This window comes from Bacteroides nordii, from assembly GCF_019930665.1.
GTDB classification, from domain to species: domain Bacteria; phylum Bacteroidota; class Bacteroidia; order Bacteroidales; family Bacteroidaceae; genus Bacteroides; species Bacteroides nordii.
The window spans coordinates 1,753,507-1,769,682 of the sequence record NZ_CP082886.1 but is presented as its reverse complement, the minus strand read 5'-3'; the positions used below and the strand labels follow the sequence as shown (position 1 = coordinate 1,769,682).

Below are 16,176 nucleotides of genomic sequence, written 5' to 3'. Positions count from 1 at the left end.
AAGGGGTTGCATATTCGATTACAAAAGTAATAAAACTCTGTAACCTCTGTATACTCTGTGGTGAGTTTTTACTTAGTCAATATCTGCAAGTCTGCTCCTTTTTGTCTTGCCATAAGCTGGGCCACATACAAAGAGCGAGGGAAAATATTAATCTCATTCTGTCCTTCCCAAATGCCTTCGGGACGGTCTTTGAAATGTCCGGGCACCTTCTCTCCCTTCGTTCCGATACTATAATTGTTTCCGGAAACCCAAGGATTTTGTATAGCAGCACGGCGCACCCGGCAGTTCCATAAGACTTGTGTAACGCCGGCCCAACCATGTCCGCTTCCCATCTGTCCCCGATCCTGAACATTAATTTCTCCGTCGGTGATTATATTGTCATAAAGAGTACCCACTGCCCAACGGTGATGCGGACCTATATCTGCAAATGTCTGGGAAGCGGAACAATTATAAAATACATTCGGCCCGCACACACGCGCCCCGGTCACATAGTCATGACGCCCTTCGGAACTCTGGCAATTCATGAAAAGATTCTGTTGCCCCCAATTATTGAAACCATAACGGAAACCACCTGTAATAAGTGATTTTGCTTCAAGACAACGGCTGTTAGAAACCGTTACGTTCTTAGCCATCGCCTCACAACTAACAGCTGCATACCCCAGGTAACGACAAGTAATATTGCGTGCCCAGCAGTTTTCTACTTTATCAAACTCCACACCTATCCAACCATGCTGATTATCCTCATAGTTTTCAAACTCAGACTCAAGACAAAGATTGCTGACTCCTACTTCACTGATACGTCCGTCAAATGTATACTTATAAATCTCACCGCCACCATATTTGGCATCCATCTGCATTACAACAGGATTATCAATATAAATACGGTCGCCTTCTACTTTGGTTATCTCACGTTCAAAAGCAAGATTATACTCTTCGGGAGTCCATTGACGGGTACCTTTACGTTCTACAATTTGATCCATTTTAAGGTCGTGTATCCACTGTGAAGTACCGGGGCGATAAAGCATAATGCGATCTCCCGGACGAAAACCTTTACCCGAAGAAACCCGGAAAGAATGGGTACCAACAGGAACGAATGTATCTGTAATCTTTGCCCGTGTACCCGGCACTTCTTTCGCTCTTCCCGTACCGGATACTTTTATTAACGAATACCGCTTTTTCCCTGTAGCCAAAAGACGGGTTTCATTCACATTTTCTCCCTCTCCCTCTAATACAACACCACTGGCGGTAATAAGAATACTCTCAGAGATCTTATAAATACCTCGTTTGAGTAAAACCGTCCCCCGGTGTCCATCCTTATCGGGCTTCATTTGCGAAACTTTATCAATTGCCTTTTGGATAACGTTATGGCTATCTCCGTTCGCTACCGGCGAAACGATTATCGTAGCCGGATAAGCCGGAATGCTCTTATCTCCGTGATGATAACCTACACGGCTGAAATCCGGGATTGTATTTCCTTCTTTATCAGGATAATATGTAAGTTCTCCCGCATCGGTTATCTTTACCAGGCTGGATTGCCAGGCAGGCGGGAGTTTGGTTTGTGCCAATGCCCCTGTAACAAAGAAGACAATAAAGGCCCCTCCACAAATTAGGTTCTGAAATTTACTCATTGAATTGAAAATTGAAAATTACTATGCAGCGCGTTGTCGTTTAATTGAAAGTCTTATAGAGTTGAAAGTTACTATACAGCATGACAGCGCAGCAACTTTCAACTTTCAACTTTCAATTTTCAATTAACAACGTTACTGTAGGAATACCTTCGGCTTTCACCGCAACAACGGATTTTCCTTTGGGTTGGCGAACGCGGATACCTGCACGTCCATTACATGCCTGCACTTTGCGCGATCCCATGGCAGTACCTTGATTTTGTATCAACTCACCATCGCCTGCTATTTCAAAATGAACGAACATACGGGAGTCCAGGCAGCGAACTCCATTGGTATCCAATAACTGTGCTGATACCTCAAACATATTATCTCCACAAGGTGTCGCAGTAAGTTGTATAGTAGCCTCTGCCCCCCACTTCTCCGTTTGATACTCAAAAGATATTTCGTCTGTGATGCTTTCCTTACCAGTAGAAACAGCCTTAACCGTATTCTTTCCGACATTCAAAGGTACATTCCAACGTAGTCCGGCAGCAGGAAAGTCCTGACTATTACGTTTCTTTATTCCCCGGCTCACTCCATTGACGAAAAGTTCTACTGAAGGGCAGTTTGAATAAACCAGTATCTCTTTCTCCTCACCCGCATTTCCCCAACGCACTGGCCAGCTGTGCCCATATATATGTATCATGGGCTTCTCTGTCCAATAAGACTGGAATACATAGTAACTTTCTTTCTTCGTAAAGTCACGCTCTACAACCCCTTTCTGATTCATATACGGTACCGGATTTTCGGGACGTATCGGAGTAGAGAAATCTTTGAAAGGCCAATAAGCTGCTCCTGTCAACCAAGGCATATTCTCCTGTTCTTTCAAGTGCCAATCAATCAGCTTTACGATATATGTTTCGCTCCAATCCCCTTTCTTAAGCACTTGTGCCGAACCATTCAGTGCTGCATCAGCATCGCTCTCACCTGCTTTACGAATGGCTGCCACCACCTCGGCATGACGTCCGGCATGGCTGTCACCTCCCCACTCTACGTGTAGGAAATGTTTCACCTTTTCCATCTCAGCAAGAGACATTTCCTGATAATCGGTATAATTACCCCGATACCAGCCTGCCCAGATAGAAGGCGAATAAACATCAACAATATCACTACAGAAGGCGCAACGGCGAATAGCTGTCTTACGACTATCATCCAGCTGATGCGAAAGGGTGTGAAGCTCACTCATCAACGAGCGGATCTCTCCTTGGTTAAATGTTTCAAAATCATTCGGCCAGTCATTCTCGTTTCCGAGTCCCCAAATGATCACGGCAGGATGATTGCGGTGTTGTTCTATCATGTCTGTCAACATGTGTTTGGCTTGTGAACGGTACTTTTCTCCACCTACCCCTCCACGGCACCAGGGAATCTCCTCCCATACCAGGATACCCAGGCTGTCACAAAGGTTAAGGATTATTTCTGACTGCTGATAATGTCCCAGACGAATGAAGTTAACACCCATCTCTTTCATCATCTGCATCTCTTGTCGCATCTGATCTTCGGTCATGGCAGCAGCTACCCCCGCATGATCTTCATGCCGGTGTGTACCACGTAATAACAACCGACGCCCATTCAAATGGAACGGACCTTTTTCTATAAATTCAAACGTTCGGAAACCAAAACGTTCGGAAGCAGTAACTGCCTGTCCATTGGCACGCACAGTAACCTCACACGTATAAAGCAGCGGGTTATCCACATCCCATACCTGAGGCTTTTTTAACGGGACGTCGGCAAGGCAGAATTCGCCGAGAGGAGTGACTTCATCCTGCCTGCCGGATAGTACCACGTTCCCTTGAGAGTCTTTCACGCGCCATTCAACAGTGGCTTTTCTCACATCCGAAGGATTATAAAAGAAAGAATTTATTTTCAGGGTTGCCTGCTTCAGTTTCTGATCTAATACCGGCTCTATCTTCAGCGAAGCTATAGAAACCTCCGGAAGATAAACCAGATTGAGATAACGGTAAATACCTCCATAAAGATTAAAATCGGAAAGATCTGAAGGTATCATTTCGGCATCACGCGTATTGTCGCAACGAATACTCAAAGGGACACGTCCTCCAAAACGCTCAGCCTCTTTACTGGAAAGGAATGTGTTTACGGCATCTGTTATATCCACATTCCAACTATCATAACCACCTGTGTGACCAGCCACTTTAGTCATATAGATATAAACATCTGTCTTTTGTCCTGCTCCTTCAAATTCGAGCAGGATACGACCGTTTTTATAGGGATTGTCTATCGTGAGTTGTGTTTTATACCAGCCCGGTCCCTGATAGTAATTCACATCCGGATCTACTGCATCTTCTGCATTAAAGCAATGTGGAAGAGTTACTTTTGTCCAAATGGGTGATCCTTCCGGTTGTCCGACTTTCATGGGTCTGACAAGTTCCCATATATTACCAACATCCTGTCGAAGAAATTCCCAGTTATCCGTTAAACGAAGTTTTTGTGACTGCGTCACAGGAACCTTTGCACCAAGATTCCCGCTCAGCAGCATCAAACTAACTAATAAACCAACAATTGTATTTTTCATATTTACACCGCTTTTACAATACAGCGTTTCCTTCTTTTTCCAGTTTTGATTTTCTGAGTAAAGCCTCAAGGAAATAATAGTCTGCATAGACGATAGGAACATCTATCTCGGACTTATGAGGAGCAGAACCCGTACTGTGAAGTAAAAGGAAACCACGATCACCATTCAACGCTGCACGATAGTTCTTACTCAAATTACTGACAATTGTATCGGCCCATTCTTTATACTGCACAGCATTGTCCTTGTCGTACATAGAAAGCTCATACAGCGCACAAGCTATAACAGCTGCTGCCGACACATCTCTCGGTTCGTCAGGAATATTAGGAGCGTTGAAATCCCAATAAGGAATCAAGTCTTCAGGAAGTGTTTTACTGGTAAAGATATAGTTGGCAATATGTTTGGCCTGTTCCAGAAATTCCGGAAGATTCGTTTCACGGTAACACATAGTATAACCATATAATCCCCACGCCTGTCCACGTGACCATGCTGATTCATGCGCATATCCCTGATGTGTGTTCTTTTTCAGAACCTCTCCGCTGATTGTATCATAATCAATTACATGATACGAACTATAATCGTCGCGGAAATGATTCTTCATTGTTGTACGTGCATGGTTTACAGCGATGTCATAAAATTCTTCCCGGTTGGTTTGTTTGTAAGCCCAGAACAGTAACTCCAGATTCATCATATTATCTATAATAACAGGACACTGCCATTTATCTTTATTGTGATCCCATGAACGGATACAACCCACATTGGGTTTATACCGGGTAATCAGCGTTTCTGCCGATTCGATAAGTATTCCTTTATAATCAGAATTATGCGTCAAACGGTATCCGTTACCAAAACTACAAAATACTTTAAAGCCCATATCATGGGTACGGCCATTGGTCTTTTCACGCTCAATAGGTGCGGTAAACTCTTCAGCTTTCTGTCGCCAATACTCATTGCCGGTATATTCATACATATACCACAATTCTCCCGGAAAGAATCCGCTGCACCAATCCCGTGAAGCGACGAGATGCAGTGAACCATCCGGTTCAATATTACGAGGGCTGACTAACATCTTCTCTTTTTGCTCTTCTGTAAATGCAGACTTCACCTGGTCTATTTCCGAAAAGGCGAAATTCAATTGCCCGGAAGCAAAATCGAAGTTATCTTTTAACACATCCGCTGGTTGGGTAGTTCGGCTACATGCGCCGCATACTATCATTAGTGATAGCAGTCCTGTTTTGATTTTCATGGTTATTTTATAATTTATTTTGTCCAATGCAAAAATAGGCTATTAGCCTGACTCGGGTTTATATTATTATTCCATAGACTTGCACTATTATCCCAATCTTAGGTTTGAGACAAGAAAACATACCATTTTTCAATCCTGATCAATCTATATTCAGCGTATGTAACATATCCGACAAAGCCGCGGGGGTCAATTGTTGTGCAGCATCAGACAAAGCTTCCTGCGGGCAACAGTGGGATTCAATAAACAATCCGTCCACTTTCAGAGATAGTGCCTCCTGACAAATCTGAAGCAACAACTCACGTTTTCCTGCAATATGACTGGGATCACAATAAACAGGTATACCAGGAACGCGATTACGGAGTTCTTTTATCTGATCCCACAACGGAGAATTGCGATAAGGCGCATTGTCTACCAGGCAAAAGCCTCTATGTATGGCACCAATGCGCTTTACCCCTGCGTGTTGCAGGCGTTCGATAGCTCCTATCCATAGTTCCAGATCGGGAGAGACAGGATTCTTTACCCATATTGGAATATCTGTTCCACGTAATGCCTCGGCAAGTTCATGCATCATAAAAGGATTCACTGTAGTACGAGCTCCAATCCAAAGCATATCCAACCCGGCATTTAAGGCAGCTTCTACATGTGAGGGCAGTGCCACTTCAGTCATCACCCGCATACCTAAAGTTTGCTGTATCTCTTCCATCCATGCCAGTCCCTTCTCGCCCACTCCTTCAAATGTTCCGTAGTGTGAACGAGGTTTCCACAATCCTGCACGCAATGTCCGGATACCTACGGCCCGTAGTTGGGTTGCAGTCTTCATCATTTGTTCGCGAGTCTCAGCACTACAGGGACCCGCAATAAGTTCTATTTTATCCATTCGGTCTTCATTTTATTTCACCACACAATAACACAAAGTTTCACAGAGTACTACTTATGATTCTCAATAATAATAAACTCTGTGAAACTCTGCATTACTTTGTGATGAACTCTTAGTCTTCTATAATCACACGGAAGCCAACATTATAAACCTTCTGCCAGGGCAGATAAGCTTTCCGGTAATAAGATGTACAAGTTTTGGGATGTTCCGTCCATGATCCACCGCGGGCTACCTTTTCTGTACCGGTACCGTCTTGTGCTTTCTCATTATACGGATAAGGCATATAGTCTGAACGGGTCCATTCGGCTACATTACCCTGCATATCATACAATCCCCATGGATTGGCCTGATAACTACCCCCTTTTACCATCAGCATATTACCATCATCCACTCCGTTCTCTTTCGGCTGGTATGTGTAATACTTATACCAACTGTCATTCGGATTCATCGGTTGTGGATTCACACCACGCACGGCCGCTTTATTCAATTGTACATCGGCCAGATTCTCAAACTTGGCAAAGTCCGTATTCAGGGAACCATACCAGAAGTCATCATCACTACCAGCCCGGCAAGCCCACTCCCACTGTACCTCTGTAGGCAGGGTTACATTCAATCCGGTCTTCTCACTCAACTTCTTACAGAAGTCCATAGCTTCTTGCCAGCTTACACGGATAGCCGGTTGTTCCGGATTATTAGCCGGATAACCTTCGTGTACGTGGTCTTTCCAAAGTTGACCAATAAAACGGCTGTTATGCTCAGGGAAGATGGTACGGAATTGTTCATTGCTTACCTCTATTTCACCCATCCAGAAAGCTTTCTTCACGACCTGTTTGCTTACAGGAGAATAGTCGGAATGTCCGCGGTTACTACCCATTACGAAGGAACCAGCCGGAACTCGTACAAAGTTCATCCGGATACCAGGAGCAAGTTCAATGCTCTTCTGCGTTTCTGTTTCTTTGCTCAACATCGCCTTGGCAGTAGCAGCATCAAAGGGCCAGCCTTTCAGTTTCACCTCTTTGTCTTTATATTCCTTACGTTCAGGCTTCACAGCAGCAGGTTTTTCCTGTTTGCTCAGATAGTCGGCATACGAACGGATTTCGGCTTTCCAGTCTACACCCGAACCTGCATATTTCTCTGTCAGTTCCGTACGACGGCTGATCTGCTCTACCCCTTTAAATACATTGGCTTTGAACTTGCCATGATAAGGCGCATTGAAGTCAATCCAGTTGTACAAGGTCTGCCATTCTTTATCTGTCAGTTCCACACCATGATGTCCTTTCTTCAGTAGCTTTATAAGCGGACTTACAGAAGCATGATATTCATACGGATTCAGTACTTCTATTTCGGCTTCCGGTCCCTGACGGTACACAAACGGATGAAGATTCAGATAACTTTCACCAAATCCGGTAAACTTATCAATACGTCCTCCGGTGAAGTCGGCCAGTTTACTATCGCTATTGTGGCAAGCTACGCAGGCACGGTCAAGTACCGGCTGTACTTCCAGATCAAAAGTAAAGGAACGCTGTCCACCTTCAGGCTTCGTTATGGTATGAGGAGCAATCTGTGAGGCTATCACACGTTTAGGAATAGGAATCTGATTCTGATCCTCATGGCAACCGATACATGAAACCGTTTCACCCGGCATACCGGTCAACCAGCTACGCATCCACTGAATAGCACGTCCTTCACTATCCAACGGCTGAAGTGAAATAGGCGTATTGGCAGGTATTTTAAACATAGCAGAACCATCTTCTTCTACTGGAACCGTACCCAACAAACGTTTGATATCCCAACCGCTCTGTACACCCTGTGCCCAATGATCGGACGGGGTTTTGTTGTAAGCATACTCATAAGAAAGTACACGGAATGCCTTCACTGTACCACGGGGTACACCTTTTAAACCTTCACCTTCGTAAATATCCTGAATAAATACTGTGGCTTCCTTATCACCCGGCTTAATCTTTTCCGGAATTATAGGAGGAGTCGGAGTCTTCTTCACAGGTATCGGACAAATTAATCCTTCACCTTCATATTCGGCAATCAGAGTCAAATTATCAAATACGTCTATCAGATAAATACCCCATAATGCATTCTCATTCAACTTAGCTGCAACCAGGAAGTATTTATCATTCAACGGATAAGGCTTAATAAACTGAGGCCATACACCGTCTACCAGACGATCTTTTACAATCGGTTCAATCTTGCGATCTCTGAAAGGAAGTTCCTGTAACATGCCTTTCTCCGATTTGCGGCTCTTAGCCGGATCAAAGATCATCAGGCGACCGGAACGGGTTACACCATGGTGACCGGAGATAACGCCTACAAACTTAGAGGTATTACCCGGAAGCGGCTTTGCATCGAAAGTACTGTTCGGGAAGTAAGAGCCACTACCGTAAAGTGACTTCTGCTCAGTACCATCCGGATTCATATGCATCACAAAACGTGAAAAATAATGCGTTAAGTCAGTATATTCCCAACGGGTATACATGACACGGCCATTATTCATCACTGTCGGTGCCCAGTTAGCATCCTGGTCAAAAGTGAGGCGACGCAAAGAATTGTCTTTCGGATCATACAGACACATATTACCGACTTCATCGTTACCATTTACACAAGGTACACCATTGTAACCTATATTGGAGACTGCAATCATCTTGCCGGAAGGCAGATAAGTAGCGTCAAAAAACTCAAGATCAGGTTCCAGATCGGGAATCATCTTTTTCAGCCCTTTACCATCTACACCTACCTCAAACACTTGCCAGCGTTTGTCGGTATCCACCATAGAGAACAAAATACGGTCAGCGTCCCAATGCAATTTAAGGTCAGGAAGAGACGAACCGTTAGTTGGTTTAAAAATCGTTCTCGACTTAATATCGCCACGAAGATTTGACAACTCAGTAATCTCAGCATCAAAGCCCCCACGGGAAGCAGAAGTCTGATTAGACCAGTTGTTATTTTGTGTTCCCAATGCACGAGGTGTGGCCTGACGAGCAGTAGTACCTATCTTATAACGACCTACAATCAGTTTGTCAACATCCAGTTCAGGATTAGCCAGCAAGATATCCCGTTTTAGTTTCAGCGCTTTATTGGCAGTCTCCAATGCAGCGGGTTGATTGGTATAAATATCATTGAAACCTCTTCCGGTAAGCATTTTCAATTCTGCCAACCGGGTTTGGTTAGTTGTCTGATCAAAACCTTTATACTGATTCATATCATTTACAGCTTCCTCAATAGCGCGGATATTGATCCATGCCAGAGCCTCCTGCAATTGATAAACATTCATTGCATCCTGAGCCAGATTCAGATAGCCAATAACCTGTTCGTCCAATGCAGTTTTTTGAGATACCTGTTGCAACAAAGCATTAAAATGTTTCGGTTCCTTCAAGAGCCTGATAACAGATTCTGCAACGTGTTTCTCAATACTTGCATCATACGTAGTCACCAACGCTTTCATATCTCCACCGGCAAAGGGCAGGAACAGAGCAGCTTCCCCAGGATAGTCATTCACAAGTTTACCGGCAGCTTCGCTACCCGTAATACCTTGTACACGGAAAATAACCGAACCATTTGAAGAACGATTCTCCAATCCTATTTCTGCTTCAAAACGCATATACTTTTTGTCTAACGGAACAATAATCTGTGCATTTCCCCCCGTCATAATAGTACGATTATAGGTTTTTCCTTTCATCGTTACAGCAGCATTCTTAGCATTTACATTGTAACGCAAACCGCCACTGGTACCTTTTTTAAAGGTATTCTTCAAATCATTTAACCACACGGATGAACCGTCGGCAGCAACCAGCCGGGCATTTGCCCACACTGGCTGATCATCGGAAGTACCGTCCACCGTACTCCAGGTGTAAAGTACCATTTCGTCCAGTCCGCTGATGTCAGCAGAGAATGGCTCTGCTGCCGCTTTCGACTTAATCACTTTAGAAGCGACCGGACGAAGCGTTTTTTGCATCTGTGCATCAGCCTGACTCTTTGCCCGGGCAATACTTTCTGCCCAAGTAGCAGGTTCGGCTACCTTTGCCCTTTTCTTCTGTGCAAAAACAGAAAGGGACAATGCCATGCAAACGGACATTATTACTATTTTCTTATTCATATCAGTTATGTATTAGTTTGAGGATTACTCTACTACATTTATCTTAAATTTGGGATTACTCACCAGACAAGCTGCCGAAACTTTACCGATATTTTCTTTATCATTCAAGCTCCATAATACTTTTCCGTTTGCATCCACTTCAATGAGTTGAGGTTCATCTACTGTAGCATCTTTTGTGTGTCCATACCAGTTACAGATCAGCAAATTTCCTTTGCCCGCATCCAATATCTGTCCCACAAAAAGCAGCGAAGCACCTTGTACATCTTCAGACGTTACCCGTTTGAGTTCCTTCCCTGTTTTACGGTCAATAACCTGAAAAAAGTGCCCGTCTCCACAAGGAAGCAATATATTCCCGTCTCTCAATTCGAGTGAAGAAAAAGCCCGGCCTCCTGTCGGAAACTCTGCCACTACTGCACCTTTCCGGTTTATTTCCATCATTTTCTGTTTTCCCATGACAGGAAGCAGATAATTCTTGTTGCGCAACTGGAAAACCTGTCGGAACTGACCATGTGGTTTTTCTATTTGCAGGTCAATCTCCACACGGTTACGCTCCTTTCCGTTCTTATCCAGTTCAATGAGCCGTGCCGGATTGCCACAGATGCCAAGAAGAAATCCGCCATCCTTCAAGAGAGTTGCTGATTGAAGTTCCGTTCCTTCCGGGGCTTTATAATCCCAGATCACACGGTGATCTGTCCCTATCAGCTTTGCTCCTTTTTTGTAAGAATAGAGAATATTGCCCTGTCGGGTAACAGCTACAGTATTACACTCCTCTCCTTTTTCTAATGCATGTTTCCATTCTACAGCCCCCGATTGCTTATCTACTATCATTACCGCAGGATTTCCCGAACCGGCAAGTACCAGTTTTTCCTGTGCAGACAAATGCAACGAACAACTAAGAAATAACAGAGCTAATAAACGCAGGCGTATCATCACTATTTAGCTTTTAATTCGTTAAACAGTTCAAAAGCCTGATCTACACTATAGTTCTGGTGTACTACTGCATAAACTGCCTGAATCATTGCGGCGGGAGCTTCTGACTGGAATACGTTACGTCCCATATCTACCCCGGAAGCACCGTCATTGATAGCCATATAACAAAGCTCAAGCGCTTCCCTCTCCGGAAGTTTCTTACCACCGGCAATCACTACGGGAACCGGGCAGGCAGCTGCCACTTTCTCAAAACCGTCGCAATAGTAAGTTTTTACAATGTTAGCGCCATTCTCGGCTGCAATACGTGAAGCTAAACCAAAATAACGTGCATCACGAGCCATTTCTTTACCAACGGCCGTAACTCCCATTACAGGAATGCCATAACGTGTACCTTTATCTACTGCCTTGTAGAGATTAGCCACCGTTTTAGCTTCATGTTCTTTATCACCGATAGCCAGCATCACTGCCATAGCCGAAACGTTCATGCGTACTGCATCTTCGATATCAATCAATACATTGTCATTCAATTCTGTCAAAATGGAGGTACCGGCATCCGAACGCAAGCAAATTGATTTGTTTGTGGTGGGTGGAATAACAGACTGCAAAACACCACGGGTACACATCAGACAATCTGCATACTCAATAAGTGGTACAATGTTCAGGTCGATACGTTCCAGTCCGGAAGTAGGCCCCATTATAAAACCATGGTCACAAGCCAACATCACTGTACGTCCTGTCGCAGGATTAAATATACGTGATAACCGGTCTTTCATTCCCCAGGGAAGATTTCCTGCGCCTTTTACGTGGAAAGTCTGATTTGCCACAGCCTGGTCCAACCCAAAGTTGCAGCCATCTCTTAAATCATCTAAATCTGCCATTTTCTCTTATTCTGTTTTTATATATCTTTAAAGTAGTGCTTTTGCAAAAGCATCAAACATGCATGACCAGGAGCTTGCTCCGGAATCGGCATATCCAATGGAACGTTCGCCATAATTACGGGCACGCCCAAAGTTAGCTTTCATATCTACAGTTTCCGCTGCTCCCTTCAATGCAGCTTCTGCTCCCGCTGCCATCAACATTTTTATATCAGACGAATTTGTGGCTTGTATAGCTTCTACAGCAGGTATCAAAGCGTCCATCATCGTCTTATCTCCGCGTTGGGCTTTAGTCTGCTTTTTCACACCGGCAAGTCCACCGGCAAACATGCTTTTTACACCTTCAGCATCCAGCTCAGTTACTCCATCTGCCAGTGCATCGCTCATTCCGAGAAAAAATCCTCCAAGTAGTGTACTGGTAGAGCCACTGATCTGCAACATTACGTCGAAACCCATATCTCCAAGCATTTTCTTGAATTCCGTACCTTTATCAGCCGATTGTACAATGGCCGACATAGCTTGTACGATAGCTGTACCGTGATCACCGTCCCCCAATACAGCATCCAGTTTAGAGAACTCATCAGAACGCTCTGTTATATTTTTCAGAGCGTTCTGAATCATTTTCTTAAAGTCATTTACAGTTAATTTATCCATTCTTATTTTCCTAAAGTAGTCCAGTAAGGTGCATTAGACATATGGTTCTTCAAATAATCTACATGATCATTGTCCAGCAATGCCAGAATCATTTGAAAACCGGCCTGTTCCTGTACTGTCAGTAATTCACCAATACGTCCGGACACCACTTCAACACCGTTATTTTCTAATATAAAATGAGCCTTACGGTAAACAATACTCATCTCCATATGAGTAGTTGCCCCCACGCCGTTAATGATAAGCAACGCCTTATCTCCAGGTTTAGGCTGTAATTTTTTCATTAGCAGACCTACCATTTCCTCGGCAGTATCATCGGCAGAAACCAATGGTTTACGTCCACCACCACCTTCGCCATGTTGTCCCATACCAATCTCCATAATACCGTCCGGAAGATCGGAAATGCTCATACCATTTTGTGGATGCGTACATGCTTTCATTGCTACAGCAAGCGTGGCTATCTTCGCATTCATACGTTCACCTATTTCAAGTATCTCGTCCAGAGATTTACCTTCTTCGGCAGCGGCACCAACCACTTTAATCAAAGGCACACAACCTGCCAATCCGCGACGATCTTCATCGGGAGCATCCAGCCCGGCACTGATATCATCATGGGTAATGATACTCTTCACTTTGATACCCACCCGTTCAGCCAACTGACAAGCCATGTTTGCACTCATAATATCACCGGAATGATTGAGTACTACCAACAAGATCCCCGCTTCGCGTTTGAACATTTGCAAAGCCTGAAAAACGCGTTGTGCGCCCGGAGCTGCAAAAATATCTCCAACCACAGAGCAGTCGAGCATACCTTCACCTACAAAACCACTCAATGCAGGTTCATGACCCGAACCTCCAAGCGTGATAATAGCAACCTTATCTTCCGGTTTAGCATTGGCACGCACAATAATATTCTCACCTCCAATAGCTACCTGATCACTGTAAGCCATCACATAGCCTTCCAACAACTCTTCTGTGAGATTATCAGGGTTATTTATAAACTTATCCATATTTTTTAATTTAAGAGTTACTTTTCAAAATACATAAGTTCGAGTGCAATACCTTCTTCCTCAATAAAAGCAATGGTAAGATTTTCACCTCCCGGCATCGGTTCAACAAGTACTTTGGCACCTTTTAATTCTTCTTCCAGATTATCTACTTCATAGGCTATATGAGCCGTTTTCTGAATCAGTTCCGGCATCCAGCTTCCTTCTTCAAAACGAAGAAATTCTATTTTATTAGGGCTTTCATTAAAGTTAGTCAGCCACACTTTCAAACCTTCTGCATAAGATTCACCCGGTTGCGGTGTCTGAGTAGGTATTCCAATATGATTTATTTTTCTCATGGTATCTTAGGTATTAGTTATAAAGCTGCTTTTTTATTTGTGAAACGCAAACCATCGTTATCATGGTAGCAGGCCCACTCTTCAACAATAGCTCCTTCGGGACCAGCCATCATAAAATGGAAAGTCTCAGGTTCTTTCAAACGAAGAACGTCACCTACCTGCTGTACTACAAAGTTTTTACTCTTAACCGGACCGTGACCGGCAGGAATAGCAGGCGGATTAGGAGTTTCGTCTCCTACCTCAGAGAAATTATATACCCACCCATGGTTTACCATCCATGATTCATGTTTGGCAGGAAATGAAGTTTTTACATGAGCATGTTCCGGAATCATCTGCCCAGGCAACAAGTAAATACTATGAGCAAAATAGCCATGTTCGGCATCGTTAATCCAGAAGATCCCCCCCATACCTGTATTCTCAAAGTCACCCAGTCCGAAATCGGTAAACCAGATGTCCTTTTCCATCAATGCAGTGAAAGGTACGTCATAAAACTCAAACATATCCAGAAATGCTTTCTTAGCAGCTTCCTGATCAAACTTTCCATCTTTGTAGAAGTCAGCATTTGTAAACTTCTTCTGATACGTTGTCTTTTCTTGTGTCATAACTGATTCTGTCTTTTTAGATTCTGTAGAGCAAGAGGTCATCCCTACCCCACAGCAGGCAATAAATGCCGCAATTAATACTTTTGTTGTTTTCATCGTTTTAATATAATTATTTAATTAATTGAAAGTTGAAAATTAACTGTGCAACATGATAGCGCAGCCTCTTTCTCCCCTCTCCCTTCTCCATTCTCAAATAACCCCCATTCCTTCAATCTCAATCAGAAGTTCAGAGCGACAAACATCCGTAAGAGTATATACAGCCGGAAGATCAGGATACTGACGGGTGATAACCTCACGGGCCTTCGCCATATCCTCCCATCTTTTGACGTAAACACGAAAGCAGATATAGGATGCATCTTTCGTCACTGGAATGCCCGATTCCCCAAGATTTTCGGCAGAAACAAGATATTTTATATTCTCCAGTGTTGCAAGTGTTTGTTCTTCAATCCCCACTCCTTCCAGACTTTGTTCACCTCGGATGGCAGCAGTACCGGAGATATAAACAAACCCATGATCTTTCTTCCATATAGCCTTGGCACGTTCAAACTTTGGCGTAGTTTTCTTATTGAGCTTCTCATCCTTCTCACCTAACAACACATTTTGTGAATAAGCATGAGCAGAGACCTGTAACGGATTATCCACCGCTTTCACACAAACCGTTTTATCCTGGCAAAACAAAGCATCAATATCAATCATTACTCCTCCCCACTGGGTACCTATACCAGTAGCTGCCGGATAACCGTCTAACCACTGTGCAGACTGATAAAATAAAGAACGGGCATCATTGAAGTCCTGATAATGCTGATGTCCCGTGACATCACAATCTGTTATCTTCTCAATGTAATTCCATTGACGCACAATAGAAGAGACCGGCATCTGCTCAGCAATCATTATATGAGAAATTGTTCTGAACACATCATCCGCCTGCCTGCGAATAGTAGCTTGAAGAACATTACCAATAATCCCACTCATAAACAGACGCTTGCATCCTTCACGCTCAACCGTAATATAAGGCACATCATCCAATGTTTTATAACAGATACGGTCAGCATCCGTCAACACCACTTCATGTACTTCCATCACGAGGCCTTGCGGACATGGAGGTTGGGCAACATAACTCACTGTAGGAGCCGTGTTTCCAAATCGTTCAGCAATAACATTACGAATCTGACTGAAACGTTCGCAGTATTCTTCATTATTTTGGGGTGCACCGAATACTACAATGCGTACCGGTGTATAGACTGCCTCATACAAAGCCATCAACTGAAAAAGCATTTCCTTAAAAGACCCTTTTCCCGTTTGATAAAGCCTATGGACAATTTCTATATTTGCTTCCAATATCATATTTTTCATT

Annotated in this window: 12 protein-coding genes; all 12 read right to left on the bottom strand. The window is 43.7% G+C overall.

Annotation, left to right across the window (positions count from 1 at the left end):
• Positions 1-68 precede the first annotated feature (68 nt).
• The 12 genes from K8P02_RS06810 to K8P02_RS06755 all read right to left on the bottom strand — a co-directional run bounded on the left by K8P02_RS06810 (position 69) and on the right by K8P02_RS06755 (position 16,175).
• A complete protein-coding gene (locus K8P02_RS06810; protein WP_025867310.1) occupies positions 69-1,628 on the bottom strand; it encodes a hypothetical protein in 1,560 nt (519 codons plus the stop codon).
• A gap of 112 nt (positions 1,629-1,740) precedes the next feature.
• The gene (locus K8P02_RS06805; protein WP_122201602.1) at positions 1,741-4,194 is read right to left on the bottom strand and encodes a glycoside hydrolase family 2 TIM barrel-domain containing protein; all 2,454 of its coding nucleotides are present in this window, start codon (positions 4,192-4,194) and stop codon (positions 1,741-1,743) included.
• Positions 4,195-4,207: 13 nt separating this feature from the next.
• Positions 4,208-5,437 carry a glycoside hydrolase family 88 protein gene (locus K8P02_RS06800; protein ID WP_122201601.1) on the bottom strand — a complete coding sequence of 410 codons (1,230 nt, stop codon included), beginning with the start codon at positions 5,435-5,437 and terminating at the stop codon, positions 4,208-4,210.
• 139 nt (positions 5,438-5,576) lie between these two features.
• Complete coding sequence (locus tag K8P02_RS06795) at positions 5,577-6,314, bottom strand: DAHP synthetase I family protein (RefSeq protein ID WP_025867305.1); 738 nt, start codon at positions 6,312-6,314, stop codon at positions 5,577-5,579.
• A gap of 112 nt (positions 6,315-6,426) precedes the next feature.
• Positions 6,427-10,419 carry an SUMF1/EgtB/PvdO family nonheme iron enzyme gene (locus tag K8P02_RS06790; protein ID WP_025867304.1) on the bottom strand — a complete coding sequence of 1,331 codons (3,993 nt, stop codon included), beginning with the start codon at positions 10,417-10,419 and terminating at the stop codon, positions 6,427-6,429.
• A 24-nt stretch (positions 10,420-10,443) separates the two neighbouring features.
• Entirely contained in the window at positions 10,444-11,349 is a 906-nt protein-coding gene (locus tag K8P02_RS06785; protein ID WP_025867303.1) for a beta-propeller domain-containing protein, read from the bottom strand.
• Between the two features lie 2 nt (positions 11,350-11,351).
• A complete protein-coding gene (gene lsrF / locus K8P02_RS06780; protein WP_025867302.1) occupies positions 11,352-12,227 on the bottom strand; it encodes a 3-hydroxy-5-phosphonooxypentane-2,4-dione thiolase in 876 nt (291 codons plus the stop codon).
• 27 nt (positions 12,228-12,254) lie between these two features.
• Entirely contained in the window at positions 12,255-12,878 is a 624-nt protein-coding gene (locus K8P02_RS06775) for a DAK2 domain-containing protein (protein WP_025867301.1), read from the bottom strand.
• 2 nt (positions 12,879-12,880) lie between these two features.
• Positions 12,881-13,885, bottom strand: a complete 1,005-nt coding sequence (locus tag K8P02_RS06770; RefSeq protein ID WP_025867300.1) for a dihydroxyacetone kinase subunit DhaK — start codon at positions 13,883-13,885, stop codon at positions 12,881-12,883.
• A gap of 17 nt (positions 13,886-13,902) precedes the next feature.
• Positions 13,903-14,220 (bottom strand): VOC family protein, encoded by a 318-nt coding sequence (locus K8P02_RS06765; RefSeq protein WP_025867299.1) that lies wholly within the window; start codon positions 14,218-14,220, stop codon positions 13,903-13,905.
• 17 nt (positions 14,221-14,237) lie between these two features.
• Positions 14,238-14,918, bottom strand: a complete 681-nt coding sequence (locus K8P02_RS06760; protein WP_122201599.1) for a cupin domain-containing protein — start codon at positions 14,916-14,918, stop codon at positions 14,238-14,240.
• A 93-nt stretch (positions 14,919-15,011) separates the two neighbouring features.
• A complete protein-coding gene (locus K8P02_RS06755; protein WP_223382157.1) occupies positions 15,012-16,175 on the bottom strand; it encodes a chorismate transformation enzyme, FkbO/Hyg5 family in 1,164 nt (387 codons plus the stop codon).
• Position 16,176: the final 1 nt, after the last annotated feature.